This window comes from Kitasatospora sp. SUK 42 (assembly GCF_015776785.2).
Lineage (GTDB): Bacteria > Actinomycetota > Actinomycetes > Streptomycetales > Streptomycetaceae > Kitasatospora.
In genome coordinates this window covers 1,733,141-1,746,636 of the sequence record NZ_LFMD02000002.1, presented here as the reverse complement: position 1 = coordinate 1,746,636, position 13,496 = coordinate 1,733,141, and the positions used below count along the sequence as shown (strand labels likewise).

The following is a 13,496-nucleotide window of genomic DNA, read 5'->3' as shown; positions in this document are numbered from 1 at the left end:
GGGGGGGAGGGGCGGCGGGGTGCGTCGGCCGGGCCCATCGGCGGCCGGCTCGGCGATCGGAACAGCGGCCGGGTCAGCAGGCCGGATCAGCGGTTGGGGAAGAGGCGTTCCAGGACGATCGCGACGCCGTCCTCGTCGTTGCTCGCGGTGACGTCGTCGGCGACGGCCAGGAGCTCCTCGTGGGCGTTGGCCATGGCCACGCCGTGCGCGGCCCAGCCGAACATCGGGACGTCGTTCGGCATGTCGCCGAAGGCGATGGTGTCGGCGGCGCGCACGCCCAGGCGGCGGGCGGCGACGGCCAGGCCGGTGGCCTTGGAGAGGCCCAGCGGCAGCAGCTCGACCACGCCGGCCCCGGCCATCACCACGCCGACCAGGTCGCCGGCGGCGCGGCGGGCGGCCTCGGCGAGGGCGTCGTCGGTCAGGCCGGGGTGCTGGATGTAGAGCTTGCTGACCGGGGCGGAGAGCAGCTCGCCGCGCTCCACCCGGACGACCGGGAGGTCGGAGCCGATCAGCAGCTCGTAGCCGGGGCCGGCCAGCACCTGGCCGTCCAGGCCGTCCTGGTTGGAGGCGATGGCCAGCGGGCCGGTCTCGCTCTCGATCTTCTCGATCGCGATCGCGGCGAGCCGGCGGTCCAGGGTGAGCGAGGTGAGCAGCTTGTGCGCGCCGGCGTCGTACACCTGGGCGCCCTGGCCGCAGACCGCTATCCCGGTGTAGCCGATCTCGTCGAAGACCGGGCGGGCCCAGACGGCCGAGCGGCCGGTCACGATGATGTGCAGCGCGCCCGCGCCGGTGGCCGCGGCCAGGGCGGCGCGGGTGCGCTCGGAGACGGTCTCCGTGCTGGTGAGCAGGGTGCCGTCGAGGTCGGTGGCGACCAGCCGGTAGGGCAGGTCGCCACCGTTCGGGTGTGCGGTCGAGGTCACTTGACCGGCTCGATGACGGTCCGCCCGCCGAGGTAGGGCCGCAGCGCCTCGGGCACGACGACCGAGCCGTCGGCCTGCTGGTGGTTCTCCAGGATCGCCACGATGGTGCGCGGCACGGCGACCAGGGTGCCGTTCAGGGTGGCGAGCGGGCGGGTCTTGCCCTCCTCGCGCATCCGGATCGACAGGCGGCGGGCCTGGTACTCGGTGGTGTTGGACGTCGAGGTGACCTCGCGGTACTTGCCCTGGGTGGGGATCCAGGCCTCGATGTCGAACTTGCGCGCGGCCGAGGAGCCGAGGTCGCCGGAGGCGACGTCGATCACCCGGTACGGCAGCTCCAGCGCGTTGAGGAAGTCCTTCTCCCACTGGAGCAGGCGGCGGTGCTCGTTCTCCGCGTCCTCGGGCGTGGTGAAGACGAACATCTCCACCTTCTCGAACTGGTGGACCCGGATGATGCCGCGGGTGTCCTTGCCGTAGGTGCCGGCCTCGCGGCGGAAGCAGGACGAGTAGCCGGCGTAGCGCAGCGGCAGCTTCTCGGCCTCGATGATCTCGTCCATGTGGTACGCGGCGAGCGGGACCTCGCTGGTGCCGACCAGGTACCGGTCGTCCTCGGCGAGGTGGTACACGTTCTCGGCGGCCTGGCCGAGGAAGCCGGTGCCGTCCATGGCGGCCGGGCGGACCAGGGTCGGGGTGATCATCGGGGTGAAACCGGCCGCGGTGGCCTGGGCGATCGCCATGTTGACCAGGGCGAGCTCCAGCAGCGCGCCGACACCGGTCAGGTAGTAGGACCGGGCACCGGCGACCTTGGCGCCGCGCTCGGTGTCGATCGCGCCCAGGATCTGGCCGAGCTCGACGTGGTCGCGCGGCTCGAAGCCCTCGGCGGCGAAGTCGCGCGGGGTGCCGATCTCCTCCAGGGTGACGAAGTCCTCCTCGCCGCCGACCGGTGCGGCCGGGTCGATGAGGTTCGCCAGCGAGCGGAGCAGGCGGTCCGCCTCCTCCTTGGCCGCGCCCTGCTCGGCGTCCGCGGCCTTGACCTCGGCGGCCAGGTCCTTGGTGCGCTGGAGCAGGGCGGTCTTCTCCTCGCCCTTGGCCTGGGCGACCTGCTTGCCGAGCACCCGCTGCTCGCTGCGCAGTTCGTCGAAGCGGCTGCCCGAGGACCGGCGCCGCTCGTCGGCGGAGAGGAGGGCGTCGACCAGGTCGACGTCCTCGCCACGGACGCGCTGCGAGGCGCGCACTCGGTCAGGGTCCTCACGGAGCAGGCGAAGGTCAATCACAGGGCCAAGCGTACCGGTCGGCCGTTCCTCCACCGGTACCGGTTTTCCCCTGGGGATAACTCGACCGGACCTGTGGATAACTCCTGTGGGGAACTCGCCGGGGGCGGGTTATCCACAGGCCTGGCCTCGGGGCTGTGGATGGATGGGGAGGATCGCCCTCCGCTCACCGGAACCAGGGAATTGAGGTTTCAAACCTCAATCAACCCTCTCGGGTGAGGGAATTGAAGCACTCGGACGGGTGATTTACAGGCAAGCGGGTGACTCTGGTCGGATTAGTCATCTCTGCGACGTAAACCGATGGTCCGATCGCTTCTGGGCAATGGCTATACCGGTTTGTCGACTCATCCCCAGGCCTGTGGATAACTTCCGACTGTGGACAGCGGGAAGGCCTGTGGACAGCGGCCTCCGCTCCCGGGCCGTCCTGTGGATGACGGTGCGGTCACCCGCCCCGTCTGATCGGCCCGGTCGAAAACGATCGGAAAAGGTCGGAAAGACGTCAGGAGAAGTTCAGATGTCCCCGCGCCCGTCGAGCGCGCGGGAGAGCCAGTCCGCCGCCGAGGCGAAATCCTCGTCCGAGGTCCCCGGCCGCCGGTGCTTGGACGCCTGCCGGTCGGCGCGCGGATAGGAACCGAGGAACCGCACCTGCGGGCAGATCCGCTTGAGGCCCATCATCGCCTCGGCCACCCGGCGCTCGGACAGGTGCCCCTCGCAGTCGATCAGGAAGCAGTAGCTGCCCAGCCCCTCGCCGGTCGGCCGGGACTCGATCCGCATCAGGTTGACCCCGCGCACCGCGAACTCCTGCAGCAGCTCCAGCAGCGCACCCGGGTGGTCGTCCGGCAGCCAGACCACCATCGAGGTCTTGTCCGCGCCGGTCGGCGAGGAGACCCTCCCCGGGCGGCCGACCAGCACGAACCGGGTGGTCGCGCTCTTCGCGTCGGCGATCTCCTTGACCAGCGGGTCCAGCCCGTAGATCGGCGCGGCGAACTCGCCCGCGAACGCCCCGTCGTACCGGCCCTCGGCGACCAGCCGGGCGCCGTCCGCGTTGGAGGCGGCCGACTCCCACGTGGCGTCCGGCAGGTTGGCCGCCAGCCAGCGGCGCACCTGCGGCTGGGCCACCGGGTGGCTGGTCACCGTCCTGACCTCGGACAGCTCGGTGCCCGGCCGCACCAGCAGCGCGAAGGAGATCGGCAGCAGCACCTCGCGGTAGATCATCAGCGGCGCGCCGGCGGCCAGCTCGTCGTTGGTCGCGGTGACGGCGCCCTCGACCGAGTTCTCGATCGGCACGAACGCCCCGGCGGCCTTCTCGCAGCGCACCGCGTCCAGCGCCAGCGCCACCGAGGACAGCGGCACCAGCTCCCTGGTCCCCGCCTCGGGCAGGGTGTGCAGCGCGGCCTCGGTGAAGGTGCCCGCCGGGCCGAGGTACGTGTAGCGGGTGGCCGACATGACGCCTCCGTTGGGGCTCGGGTACTGCACGTGCGGGTGTGCCGAAGCAGTCACCATAACGAGTCCGCGGCCCCGGCATGAAAGCGTTTCAGTGGCCGGGACCGCAGGTGGTGGGGCGGGGTGGGTGGTGCGGGGTGGGGCGGGGCTACCCCTCCAGCAGCTGCTGCCCGAGGTAGCCGCCCGCCGGGGCCCCCGGCGGAACGGCGTACAGCCCGCTCGCCTCGTGCCGCAGGAAGCGGGACAGCCCGTCGCCCCGGGAGAGCTTGCGCTGCACCGGGGTGAAGCCCCTGCGCGGGTCGGCCTGGAAGGCGAGGAAGAGCAGCCCGGCGTCCGGCGAGCCGTCCGGCAGCAGGCCGTCGTGGTACGAGAAGCCGCGCCGCAGCATCGCCGCCCCGCCGTTGCTCGCCGGGGCGGCCACCCGGACGTGCGCGTCGGAGGGGATCGCCAGCGCGCCGTCCGGCCCCTGCGCGGACAGGTCCACCGGGGTGCCCTCGCCCGAGCCGGCCGGCGCGTTCAGCGGCGAGCCGTCCGACTTGCGCCGCCCGATCACCCGCTCCTGCCGGTCCACCGGGAGCTCCTCCCAGTGGTCCAGCAGCATGCGGATCCGCCGGAACACCAGGTACGAGCCGCCCGCCAGCCAGGCGGGCTGGTCGCCGCCGGCCCCGCAGAACACCTTGGCGGCGAAGCCGTCCTCGGACGGCTTGGGGTTGTTGGTGCCGTCGACCTGGCCCATCAGGTTGCGGGCGGTCACCGGCCGCGCCGCGGCCCCCGGGGTACGGGCGAAGCCGGCCGACTGCCAGCGCAGCGAAGCCGTCCCGACCGCCAGCCGCTGGAGCACCCGCAGGGCGTGCACCGCCACCAGGGCGTCGTCGGCGCCGATCTGGACGAACAGGTCGCCCTCGCCGCGCGCCGGGTCGAGCGCCTCGCCGGGGAAGGCGGGCAGCGGCTCCAGCGCCGCCGGGCGGCGGTCGGCCAGTCCGGCCTTGTCGAACAGCGTGGCGCCGAAGCCGAGCGTGACGGTGAGCGAGCAGGGCCCGGCGTCCAGCGCGACCTGGTTGTCGAACTCCTCGGCCGGCTCCCCGGCGGTCAGTCGCTCGGCCGCCGCCGTCCAGCGTCGCAGCAGGGTGCGCAGCCCGTCCCGGCCGACGCCGCCGGCCAGGTCGAAGGCGGCCAGCTGCGCCCGGGCCTGCGGCGGTTCGAGGATGCCGGCCTGGTGCTCGGCGCGGAACGGCACCCGGCCCGCGCCCAGCGCGGCGCCCGCGGGCGCGGCACCACCGGCGGTGCGGTCCAGGGCGACCGCCCCGGCCACGCCCGCCCCCGCGCCGACCAGCAGTCCGGCGCCGGCCGTGCCGAGCAGCGCCCGCCGGGTGAAGCCCGGTCGGTCCGCCGGGCCGCGACCGGCCGGGAGCTCAGTCGAACGCTGGGCCGGAAGCTCAGCCGGGAGCTCCTCGGAACGTTCCTCCACCGTGCTCATCCGATGCTCATCCGATCTTGAACTGCTGGGTCGGCGTGGTCTGGTCGATGTCCGAGGAGCGGATCTGCACCGAGACCACCCAGGTGCCGGCCAGCGGCAGCTGCGCGGTGCCGCTCCAGCGGCCGGTGCCCTCCGCGGTGAGCGCGACCGGCAGCGGGCCGAGGTCGCGGTCCGGCAGGGTGAAGGCGAGCTGCACCTCGGGGACGTCCACCGGCTGCCCGTCCGCGCCGTCCAGCGCGAGCTTGACCTCGTTCGAGCCGGTCCGGGCCGGGTTGACGGTGACGGTCGCGGTGCCCTTGGCGTTCGGCGTGCGGCCCTTGGTGTCGTACGGCAGCTTGAGTTCCACCGTGCGCCCCGGCTCGGTCGGCGCCTGCGGGCCGGCGGCCGTCCCGCCGGCGGCCGGAGCGGCGTTCCCCGCGGCCTTGACCTCGTTCGCCACCCGCCCGGGCGGGGAGTTGGTGAGCATCGTGGTGACCGCCAGCACCGCGACCGCGACCAGCACCTCGACCAGCACCGAGCGGCGCAGCCCGGCCCGGGTCGGGGTCAGCCCGCGCTCGCGCCCGGCGCTCTCCCGGGCGGCCCGCTGGCGGGCCAGCTGGGCCTGCCGGACCGGGTCCTCGCCGCCGGCGGCGGCCCCGACCCGCACCGGGACCTCGGCCGCCTCGACCTCGACCGCCCCGGCCTCCGCCGTGTCGACCTCCGCGGCCTCGGCCGGGGTCGAGCGCAGCCGGGCCAGCCAGCTGCGGGAGGTCCAGGCGACGCCGAGCATCGCGACCACGCAGCCGGTCTTCACCAGCAGCAGCTTCCCGTACTCGGTGCCGGTCAGCGCGCTCCAGCTGCCCACGCCCCGCCAGGCCTGGTAGAGCCCGGTGGCGGCCAGCACGGCGACCGCGGCGAAGGCGGTCCGCGAGAAGCGGTCCACCACCTCGGCCCCGACGCCCTCGCGCAGCGCGACCAGCAGCGAGGCCAGCCCGCCCAGCCAGAGCGCCATCGCGATCAGGTGCAGGATGCCGAGCGGCAGCGCCAGCCAGACCTGGATGCCCACCGAGGCGTGGTCGGCGCCGGCCCAGGTCGCGGCGAGCGCGATCGCCAGCACCAGTCCGGCCACGCCCAGACCGAGCCGGGCCTCCCGCTGCGGCCGCTCGGCGGCCCGCAGCTCCAGCTCGCGCAGCTCGGCGGCCTCGGCGTCCTCGCCCTCCGGGGCGTCCGCGGCCGGCGTGGGGGCGGTCCGCGGCGGCTGCCCCAGCTGCCCGACCAGCAGCGACAGGAAGATCCCGCCCGCCGCGAGCAGCAGCAGCCGGGCGGCCAGCGCGGTGCCGATCCGCTCGTCCAGGGTGGCGCGCATCAGCGACAGGTCGAAGGCCTGCCCGATCCCCGAGCCGCGCTCGTACGGGCCGCGCAGCATCAACACCGCGACGGTCGAGGCCAGCAGCGCCGTCCAGCCGGTCATCAGCAGCCGCTGCACCGGGCGCCTGGTCGCGCCGGCCGGCCAGCAGACCAGAACGAAGGCGGCGGCCCCGGCGAGCAGCGCGAACGCCGCGTACGCGACGGCGCGACCGGTGCCGTACAGGGCGGCGACCAGGCTGTCGGCCTTGGCGCCCTGGAGCGCGGCGGCGGACACCGAGGTGTCCGAGGGGGCGCCGATGGAGAAGGTGAACGCCCCGCCGACCGGGTGCGAGTCCGCCGAGACGGCCCTCCAGGCGACGGTGTACGTGCCGTTGGCGAGCCCGCTGTTCAGCCCGACCCGGGCGGTGTTGTCCCTGCCGTCCGCGTGCGCGGGGTTGCCGGTGTCCACGGCCTTGCCGGCCGGGTCGAGCACCCGGACCGAATCGCCGGACAGCGACACCGTCTCGCTGAAGGTCAGGGTGACCGCCTGGGGCGCGGTGGCGACCACCGAGTTCTGCCGCGGGTCGGTGGACTCCAGGGTGGCGTGCGCGGAGGCCGGTGCGGCACCGGCGAGCATCAGCGCGAGCAGTGCGCCGAGCGTGGCGAGCGCCCCGGCGATCCGCTGCGGGACGATCCGGCGGTGGGCGGCTCCGTACGGGCGGGCCTTGTCGAGGCTGGCCGACTCCATGGGTGGCGGATCCCCTAACTCCGGCCGGGCCGGTAGGTGAGCTCCTTGACCGGCACCTTGACCGAGATGGTGCCGGACTTGGCGAAGGTGAGGTCGAGCTCCAGTTGGTCGCCCAGGGCGGGGGCCTTCTGCCAGCCCATGATCATGAGGTGGGTGCCGCCGCGGGCGAGCTCCAGCGCGCCGTGCGCGGGCACGTCCAGGCTCTCCACCTGCTCCATGGTCGAGGCGGTCGAGCGGTGCATGGTGACCGACTCGGCGGCCGGGCTGCTGACCTTGACCAGTTGGTCCGACCCGCCGTCGTTGCGGACGGTCAGGTAGCCGGCTCCCATCCCGCCGGTCGGCGGCAGCGGGATGTAGGAGTCGGCCACGCTCAGCTTCGCCGGGCCGTCGGCGGTCGCGCCCCGGTCGTCCGTCCCGCAGGCGGCCAGGATGGCGCCGCCGCCGAGGGCGGTGGCGACCACGGCGCCCAGCAGGGCCGAGCGGCGGAAACGTCGGGTGGCCGTGGTCGCGGTCACCGCCGTCACGCCGCGACCCCCTTGGCGAGCAGCGGCAGGTCGTGCTCGTAGGTCTTCTCCTCGGTGCCGCTCATGTAGAGCACGTGCGCCTTGTCGTCCGAGGGGAGGAAGGCCAGCACCTGCGCGCCGTGGGTGGAGGTGACGGTGCCGTCCGCGTTGACCACCGGGTCCTCGATCATGATGCCGAGCGACTTGGCGGCGGTCTTCACCTTCTCCAGGTCGCCGGTCAGGCCTATGAAGTCGGTGCCCATCGAGTCCAGCCAGGTGCGCAGCACCTTGGGGGTGTCGCGCTGCGGGTCGGTGGAGACGAAGACGACGTTGACCTTCTTTCGGTCCTCGGCGGACAGCGCCTTCATCGCGACGCCGATGTCGCCCATGGTGGTCGGGCAGACGTCCGGGCAGCTGGTGTAGCCGAAGAACAGCAGGGTGGCCTTGCCGTTGGTCTGCTGCCGCAGGTCGTAGGGCTGGCCGGAGGTGTCGGTCAGCTGGAGGTCGGGCTTCTCGAAGTTCTTGGCGAGCTTGGTGCCCTGGTACGGGCTGTCCTCCTTCTGCCGGGTGACCTTGGCGGCGTTGGAGTCGCCGCCGGAGGAGCCGCAGGCGGAGAGCGTCAGGGCGGCGGCCAGGGCGAGGGCGGCGGCGCCGGCCAGACGGGTGGTGCGGGTGGTGCGGGGCATGGTCGTTCCGATCGTGCTCGGTTGGCAGCCGGCGGGGCCGTGTCGTCACGGCCCCGCCGGCGAGGGGTCAGGAGGCGGAGCCGCTGCTCTTGCGGCGCAGGCCGAGCACGCCGACGGCGGTGCCGATCACGCCGACCACGATGCCGACCACGCCGAGGGTGCGGGCGGTGCCGTCGCTGGACTTGCCGTTGCCGTCGGAGGAGGCGGCGGCGTGGGCGTCGGCGCTCGGGGAAGCGGTGACGCCGTGGCCGTCGCCGTCGGCGGCCTTGGTGAGCGCCAGGACGGGGGCCGGGTGGGCCGGCTCGGGCTGGCCGGCCGGGGACTCGTCGATCCAGCGGACGACGTCGCCGTTGTCGTAGGTCTGGAGGGTCTTGAAGACCATGGTGTCGGCGTCGGCCGGCAGCGGGCCGAGCGAGACCCGGAACTCCTGGAACTGGCCGGGGGCGATCTTGGTGCCCGCGTCGGCGGTCCAGGTGATCTTGGAGACGGCCTCGGTGACGTCGCTGCCGTGCACCTTGAGCGGCTTGTCGAGCTTGGACTTCTCGACGGCGGCGGTCCAGCCCGGCAGCGGCAGCGTCCGGACGGACGCCAGCGGGTGGTCCAGCGGGAGGTTGACCTCCAGCTTCACGGTGCTCGCCGTGTCGCTCTCGTTCGGCACCCGGAAGTCGACGGCCGTGTAGCCGCCCTGGGCGGCCGAGCCCGGGTTCACGGTGACGTGCGCGAAGGCGGGGCCGGCCAGCGCCACCACGGAGGCGGCGGCGGTCAGGGCGACGGCGGCGATACGACGGGCGGGAAGGGAACGCATGATGCGGGTCTCCGATCGGAGCTCGGCGGCCGGCCGGGCCGGGCGACGGTGGGACCGTGCGCCGGTGGGGCCGCGCGTGGGGACGTGTGGAGGCGGTGCAGGGAGACCGCCCGGTGGCCGGGCGGAGGTCCGGACGCCGCGCACACCCGGAACCCGGTACCGCTCACGGGTACGGGCAACGCCGGGTCAGTACGCGAGGGCCCCGCACGGCGGACCGCGCCGCACCACGCTGTGCCGCAGCACCGCACCCGCCGGGATCGGCCGCTCGCCGTCCCCGGCCCCGAACCGGCGGGCCGGGCCGGCCACGCCGAACAGGCCGCGCAGCAGCGCGGCCACCAGCACCAGCGCCGAGCGCAGCGGCGCCGCCCAGTGCTCCCGGGCCGCCGAGGCGGCCACCCGCACCAGCCGCCACAGCGCCGCCTCGCCGCGCCGCAGCCACCAGCCCGCCACCAGCGCGGCGGCCAGGTGCCCGGCCAGCATGGACGGCGTCATCCCGAACACGCCGTCCTGCCACCAGGGCGCGGCGGTGTAGGCGTGCGGGTCCAGGCCCGCCGAGGAGACCAGCTGCTCGGGGGACGTGCCGTCGGGCAGACCGATCAGCGTGCCGGGCCGGGCCTCGTTGCAGATCAGCCGGCCGGCCGCCTGCGGCACGGTCATCGACCCGCCGTGGTGCATGCCGGCGCCGTTCAGCCCGTGGAAGCCGTGGAAGAGGCAGTGCAGTCCGAGCTGCCCCGCGCCGAGCGCCCCGGCGATGGCCGGCAGCGAGCGCTCCCGCCCGCCGCACGCCACCGCGAACACCAGCACCGCGGCGAAGCCCGCCGCCAGCGCGGCCGGCGGGACGTCCCCGCCACCGCCCAGAGCGTGCCCGGCGGCCGCTATCAGCGTGCACACCAGGGCGAACGGGACGGCCCGGGCAAGCCTCAGGTCCCAGGCGGCGGTCCCCACCGGCCGAGCCGGTTCTGGGGTGCCCGGGAACGGGGCGGCGGGGAGGGCAGTCATGGCCGGGCCATCATCTCATCGCGTACACCGCCGACACGGGCAGGGTGGGAAATCCCTATGAATGCCCCGTTCGGCGGCGGCGTGGAGGGGTGGGTGTGCGCCCTTCGGCACAGAGCCCGTCCCCAGTCCATCCGCCGAACGGGCGGTAGCGCCCCCCGGGCACGGTTCACCGGCGAATCGCCCGGAGATACCTAGTTGTATGTGGAGCCGCAGCCAGGAGGGACCTCCCGTGGACATCTGGTGGACTCTGCACCTCAAGCGCGACCCGGCCAGCGTCCCGCTGGCCCGGCGCATCCTGCTCGGTGCCATGGCCACCGCGGGCGTCGACCCGCAGATCGCCGACGACCTCGGGGTCGCCCTCAGCGAGGCCTGCGCCAACGCCGTCGAGCACGGCGCCGCCGACCGCCCCGACGACGGCTTCCAGGTCACCGCCTCGATCTGCGGCGACCGCCTGCGGATCGAGGTCACCGACTCCGGCCCCGGCCTGCCCGGCCCCGCCGCCCCGCCCGCCCGCCGCCCGGCCGCCCCCGCCCCGGCCCGCCCGGCCGCCCCCGGCCGCGGGCCGCACCGCTCCCGCCGCGGCCGCGCCACCGTCCCGGCCCGCGTCCTCACCGCGCACCGCCCCCGCTACGACGGCCACCCGTACGACACCCACGTCCTCCTCCGCCGCCCCGCGGCCCCCACGCTGCGCCCCGTCGACCTCGACGCCCTCCCCGACCTCACCGCCGAGTCCGGCCGCGGCCTCTTCCTCATCCACGCCCTCACCGACCACGTCCAGCTCCGCAACCACCCCCTGCGGGGCGCCATCGTGAGCTTCGACAAGATCCTCAAGTGGCAGGACGACGCCCTGCTGCGCGCGGCCTCGTAGGGCCTGTCCTCGAACTCGCGTCTGCGGGGCGGCGTTGGGGCGCGCACCTCGCCGCCCCGCTGCCCCGTCGGACGGACGACGGGAGTTCGACGGCAGGCACCAGCGCCGTCAGCCCCGGCCGGTCCCGGTTGCCGGGGGTCGGGGACGGTCGGACGATGGGGGGCATGATGCACCAGATGCGAGCCGAGTACGGCGCTGGTGGGGAGGCCGGCGGGGTGCGGCTGTGGCACATGGTCCGGGGGTCGCAGAGCGTGGCGATGTGCGGCCGTGAGCTCGACCCGGCGGCGCCGGTGCGGGAGGCGGTGGACTGGGGGAGGACCGCGGAACTGTGCTGCCACACCTGCGGGGCGTACTTCCTGCGCGAGACGCCGTATCTGGCCTCGGAGCACCCGTAGGCACCTGGCGCTACCGTGCTCGGCATGGAGGAACCACTCGTCCGGCCGCGGTCGTTGACCCGCGAGTCCGCCGGACTGCGCTCCGGTGCGCCGGGGCTGATGGAGCACGTCGACCGCTTCTGCGCGCTGGTCGAGCGGGTGGACCCGCTGATCCACGCCTTCGTCCCGGAGCCCGGACGGCACGACCGGTTGCGGGCGCGGGCCCGGGAGTTGGCCGCGCGGTACCCGGAGCCGGGCGGGCGGCCGCCGCTGTACGGGGTGGCGGTGGGGGTCAAGGACATCGTGCACGTGGACGGGCTGCCCACCCATGGTGGATCCGCCCTGCCGCCGGGGGTGCTGGCCGGGCCGCAGGCCGCGGTGGTGGACCGGCTGCTGGCGGCGGGGGCGCTGGTCGCGGGCAAGACGGTGACCGCCGAGTTCGCCGCGAGCGCCCCGGGCCCGACCCGCAATCCGCACCACCCGGGGCACACCCCGGGCGGCTCCAGCAGCGGTTCGGCGGCGGCGGTCGCGGCGGGGCTGGTGCCGCTGGCGATCGGCACCCAGACGGTCGGCTCGGTGATCCGGCCGGCCGCGTACTGCGGGGTGGTGGGCTTCCGGCCGACGTACGGGCGGATCCCGATCGCGGGGGTGATCCCGAACGCGCCGAGCCTCGACACCCTGGGCGTCTTCACCGCCGACCTGGCCGGTGCGGCCCTGGCCGCCTCGCTGCTCTGCGACGACTGGCGGGCGGTGAACGATCGGGTGCCGGCGCGGGTGCCGGGCCCGCCCGTGCTCGGCGTGCCGGACGGCGGCTACCTGGAGCGGGCCGAACCGGCCGCGCTGCGCGCCTTCGAGGAGCAGGTGGAGCGGCTGGCCGGGGCCGGGCTGACGGTGCGTCGGGTGTCGCTTTTCCCCGACTTCGCCGAGATCACCCGGCAGTTGCAGACCGTCAACCGCTTCGAGCTGGCCCGCAGTCACGCCGACTGGTTCACCCGCTTCGGCGGCCTGTACCGGCCGGAGACGGTGGCGAGCATCCGGGTCGGCCAGGGCGTCGCGGCCGAGGACCGCGCGGCGGCGCTCCAGTTCCGGGGGCGGCTGCGCGAGCGGGTGGCGGGGGCGGCGGCCGCGGCCGGGGTGGACCTGTGGCTGGCGCCCTCGGCGACCGGCGGCGCGCCGGAGGGCCTGCACGGCACCGGGGACGCGGTGATGTCGCTGCCGTGGAGCTACCTCGGCCTGCCCGCGCTGAGCCTGCCGGCCGGCCGGACCGCGGACGGGCTGCCGCTCGGCCTCCAGGTGGTCGGTGCGGCGGGCGGCGATGAGCGGCTGCTCCTCCAAGCCGCCCTGCTGGAGCGGGTGCTGACGGATCGTTAGGCGAGGGCCGGATCCGCCGGGTCGGCGGCCTCGGCGCGCAGCAGGCGCAGCAGGAGGCGGCCGGCCCGCTGGTACGGGGCGTCGTCCTCGTGCAGCACGGCCTGCGAGTTGGCCGTCTCCAGGATCGCGATCAGGGCGAAGGCGAGGTCCCCGGGGTCGGTGTCCGGCCGCAGGGCGCCGGCCGAACGGGCCCCGGTCAGGGCCTCGGTGATCAGGCCGTGCCACTCGTCGGCGCAGTCGGCCAGGGCGTCCCGGATGGCGCCGGGGCGGGCGTCGAACTCGGCGTTGACCTCGTAGAAGAAGCAGCCGCCGGGGAAGACCCGGGCCCGGGAGTAGGCGAGCCAGCTCTCGCAGAGGGCGCGGGCCCGGGCGAGGCCGGGCGGGGCGTCGGCGACCGGGGTGACGACGGCGTCGGCGAAGATCCGGCGGGCGGCGCGGACGGTGGCGAGCTGGAGCTCCTCCTTGGAGCCGAAGCCGGCGAAGACGCCGCTCTTGCTGAGCCCCAGGTCGGTGGCGAGGCGGCCGATGGAGAGCGCGTTCAGGCCCTCGACGGAGGCGATCTCGACGGCGCGGCGCAGTACCGCCCGGCGGGTCTCCTCGCCGCGCAGGACCCGTCCGTCGGTGGTCGATCCGGCCATCGTCCGCCCTCGTTTCGTTCTCTCGGTGGGTGTCACCCAGGGTAGTGCTTGGGCGGTGGCACGTTCCAAA

13 protein-coding genes are annotated in these 13,496 nt (G+C 74.8%); 3 read left to right on the top strand and 10 right to left on the bottom strand.

Annotated elements, in window-relative coordinates; all coding sequences use genetic code 11:
• Window positions 1–86: 86 nt before the first annotated feature.
• The 9 genes from RZ50_RS07550 to RZ50_RS07510 all read right to left on the bottom strand — a co-directional run bounded on the left by RZ50_RS07550 (window position 87) and on the right by RZ50_RS07510 (window position 10,175).
• On the bottom strand, window positions 87–920 hold the full coding sequence (locus tag RZ50_RS07550; RefSeq protein ID WP_196947902.1) for an HAD family hydrolase: 834 nt from the start codon (window positions 918–920) through the stop codon (window positions 87–89).
• Window positions 917–2,191 carry a serine--tRNA ligase gene (gene serS / locus RZ50_RS07545; RefSeq protein WP_196947901.1) on the bottom strand — a complete coding sequence of 425 codons (1,275 nt, stop codon included), beginning with the start codon at window positions 2,189–2,191 and terminating at the stop codon, window positions 917–919. Before serS ends, RZ50_RS07550 begins: the two co-directional genes overlap by 4 nt.
• A 507-nt stretch (window positions 2,192–2,698) precedes the next feature.
• Window positions 2,699–3,634 (bottom strand): prephenate dehydratase, encoded by a 936-nt coding sequence (pheA, locus tag RZ50_RS07540; protein ID WP_196947900.1) that lies wholly within the window; start codon window positions 3,632–3,634, stop codon window positions 2,699–2,701.
• 145 nt (window positions 3,635–3,779) lie between these two features.
• The gene (gene efeB / locus RZ50_RS07535; RefSeq protein WP_196947899.1) at window positions 3,780–5,108 is read right to left on the bottom strand and encodes an iron uptake transporter deferrochelatase/peroxidase subunit; all 1,329 of its coding nucleotides are present in this window, start codon (window positions 5,106–5,108) and stop codon (window positions 3,780–3,782) included.
• Window positions 5,109–5,115: 7 nt separating this feature from the next.
• Window positions 5,116–7,182: a FixH family protein gene (locus RZ50_RS07530; protein ID WP_196947898.1), complete on the bottom strand. Its 2,067-nt coding sequence runs from the start codon at window positions 7,180–7,182 to the stop codon at window positions 5,116–5,118.
• Between the two features lie 14 nt (window positions 7,183–7,196).
• Window positions 7,197–7,706 (bottom strand): copper chaperone PCu(A)C, encoded by a 510-nt coding sequence (locus RZ50_RS07525; RefSeq protein ID WP_308271517.1) that lies wholly within the window; start codon window positions 7,704–7,706, stop codon window positions 7,197–7,199.
• Window positions 7,703–8,371: an SCO family protein gene (locus RZ50_RS07520; RefSeq protein ID WP_196947897.1), complete on the bottom strand. Its 669-nt coding sequence runs from the start codon at window positions 8,369–8,371 to the stop codon at window positions 7,703–7,705. The genes RZ50_RS07525 and RZ50_RS07520 overlap by 4 nt, the downstream gene beginning before the upstream one ends.
• A 67-nt stretch (window positions 8,372–8,438) precedes the next feature.
• Window positions 8,439–9,176 carry a YcnI family protein gene (locus RZ50_RS07515; protein ID WP_196947896.1) on the bottom strand — a complete coding sequence of 246 codons (738 nt, stop codon included), beginning with the start codon at window positions 9,174–9,176 and terminating at the stop codon, window positions 8,439–8,441.
• A gap of 186 nt (window positions 9,177–9,362) precedes the next feature.
• Window positions 9,363–10,175, bottom strand: a complete 813-nt coding sequence (locus RZ50_RS07510; RefSeq protein WP_196947895.1) for a hypothetical protein — start codon at window positions 10,173–10,175, stop codon at window positions 9,363–9,365.
• 229 nt (window positions 10,176–10,404) lie between these two features.
• Between RZ50_RS07510 and RZ50_RS07505 the strand changes: the two genes are divergently transcribed.
• The 3 genes from RZ50_RS07505 to RZ50_RS07495 all read left to right on the top strand — a co-directional run bounded on the left by RZ50_RS07505 (window position 10,405) and on the right by RZ50_RS07495 (window position 12,788).
• Window positions 10,405–11,043 (top strand): ATP-binding protein, encoded by a 639-nt coding sequence (locus tag RZ50_RS07505; protein ID WP_217680298.1) that lies wholly within the window; start codon window positions 10,405–10,407, stop codon window positions 11,041–11,043.
• Window positions 11,044–11,207: 164 nt separating this feature from the next.
• Complete coding sequence (locus tag RZ50_RS07500) at window positions 11,208–11,438, top strand: hypothetical protein (protein WP_196947893.1); 231 nt, start codon at window positions 11,208–11,210, stop codon at window positions 11,436–11,438.
• A gap of 24 nt (window positions 11,439–11,462) precedes the next feature.
• Complete coding sequence (locus RZ50_RS07495) at window positions 11,463–12,788, top strand: amidase (protein WP_196947892.1); 1,326 nt, start codon at window positions 11,463–11,465, stop codon at window positions 12,786–12,788.
• Here the strand turns inward: RZ50_RS07495 and RZ50_RS07490 are convergent.
• The gene (locus RZ50_RS07490) at window positions 12,785–13,426 is read right to left on the bottom strand and encodes a TetR/AcrR family transcriptional regulator (protein ID WP_196947891.1); all 642 of its coding nucleotides are present in this window, start codon (window positions 13,424–13,426) and stop codon (window positions 12,785–12,787) included. The genes RZ50_RS07495 and RZ50_RS07490 overlap by 4 nt on opposite strands.
• Window positions 13,427–13,496 lie beyond the last annotated feature (70 nt).

Coding starts and splice junctions, on each gene's coding strand:
- pheA (WP_196947900.1), bottom strand. CDS start 3,634: ATGTCGGCCACCCGCTACACGTACCTCGGCCCGGCGGGCACCTTCACC.
- efeB (WP_196947899.1), bottom strand. CDS start 5,108: ATGAGCACGGTGGAGGAACGTTCCGAGGAGCTCCCGGCTGAGCTTCCG.
- RZ50_RS07530 (WP_196947898.1), bottom strand. CDS start 7,182: ATGGAGTCGGCCAGCCTCGACAAGGCCCGCCCGTACGGAGCCGCCCAC.
- RZ50_RS07520 (WP_196947897.1), bottom strand. CDS start 8,371: ATGCCCCGCACCACCCGCACCACCCGTCTGGCCGGCGCCGCCGCCCTC.
- RZ50_RS07515 (WP_196947896.1), bottom strand. CDS start 9,176: ATGCGTTCCCTTCCCGCCCGTCGTATCGCCGCCGTCGCCCTGACCGCC.
- RZ50_RS07510 (WP_196947895.1), bottom strand. CDS start 10,175: ATGACTGCCCTCCCCGCCGCCCCGTTCCCGGGCACCCCAGAACCGGCT.
- RZ50_RS07500 (WP_196947893.1), top strand. CDS start 11,208: ATGATGCACCAGATGCGAGCCGAGTACGGCGCTGGTGGGGAGGCCGGC.
- RZ50_RS07495 (WP_196947892.1), top strand. CDS start 11,463: ATGGAGGAACCACTCGTCCGGCCGCGGTCGTTGACCCGCGAGTCCGCC.
- RZ50_RS07490 (WP_196947891.1), bottom strand. CDS start 13,426: ATGGCCGGATCGACCACCGACGGACGGGTCCTGCGCGGCGAGGAGACC.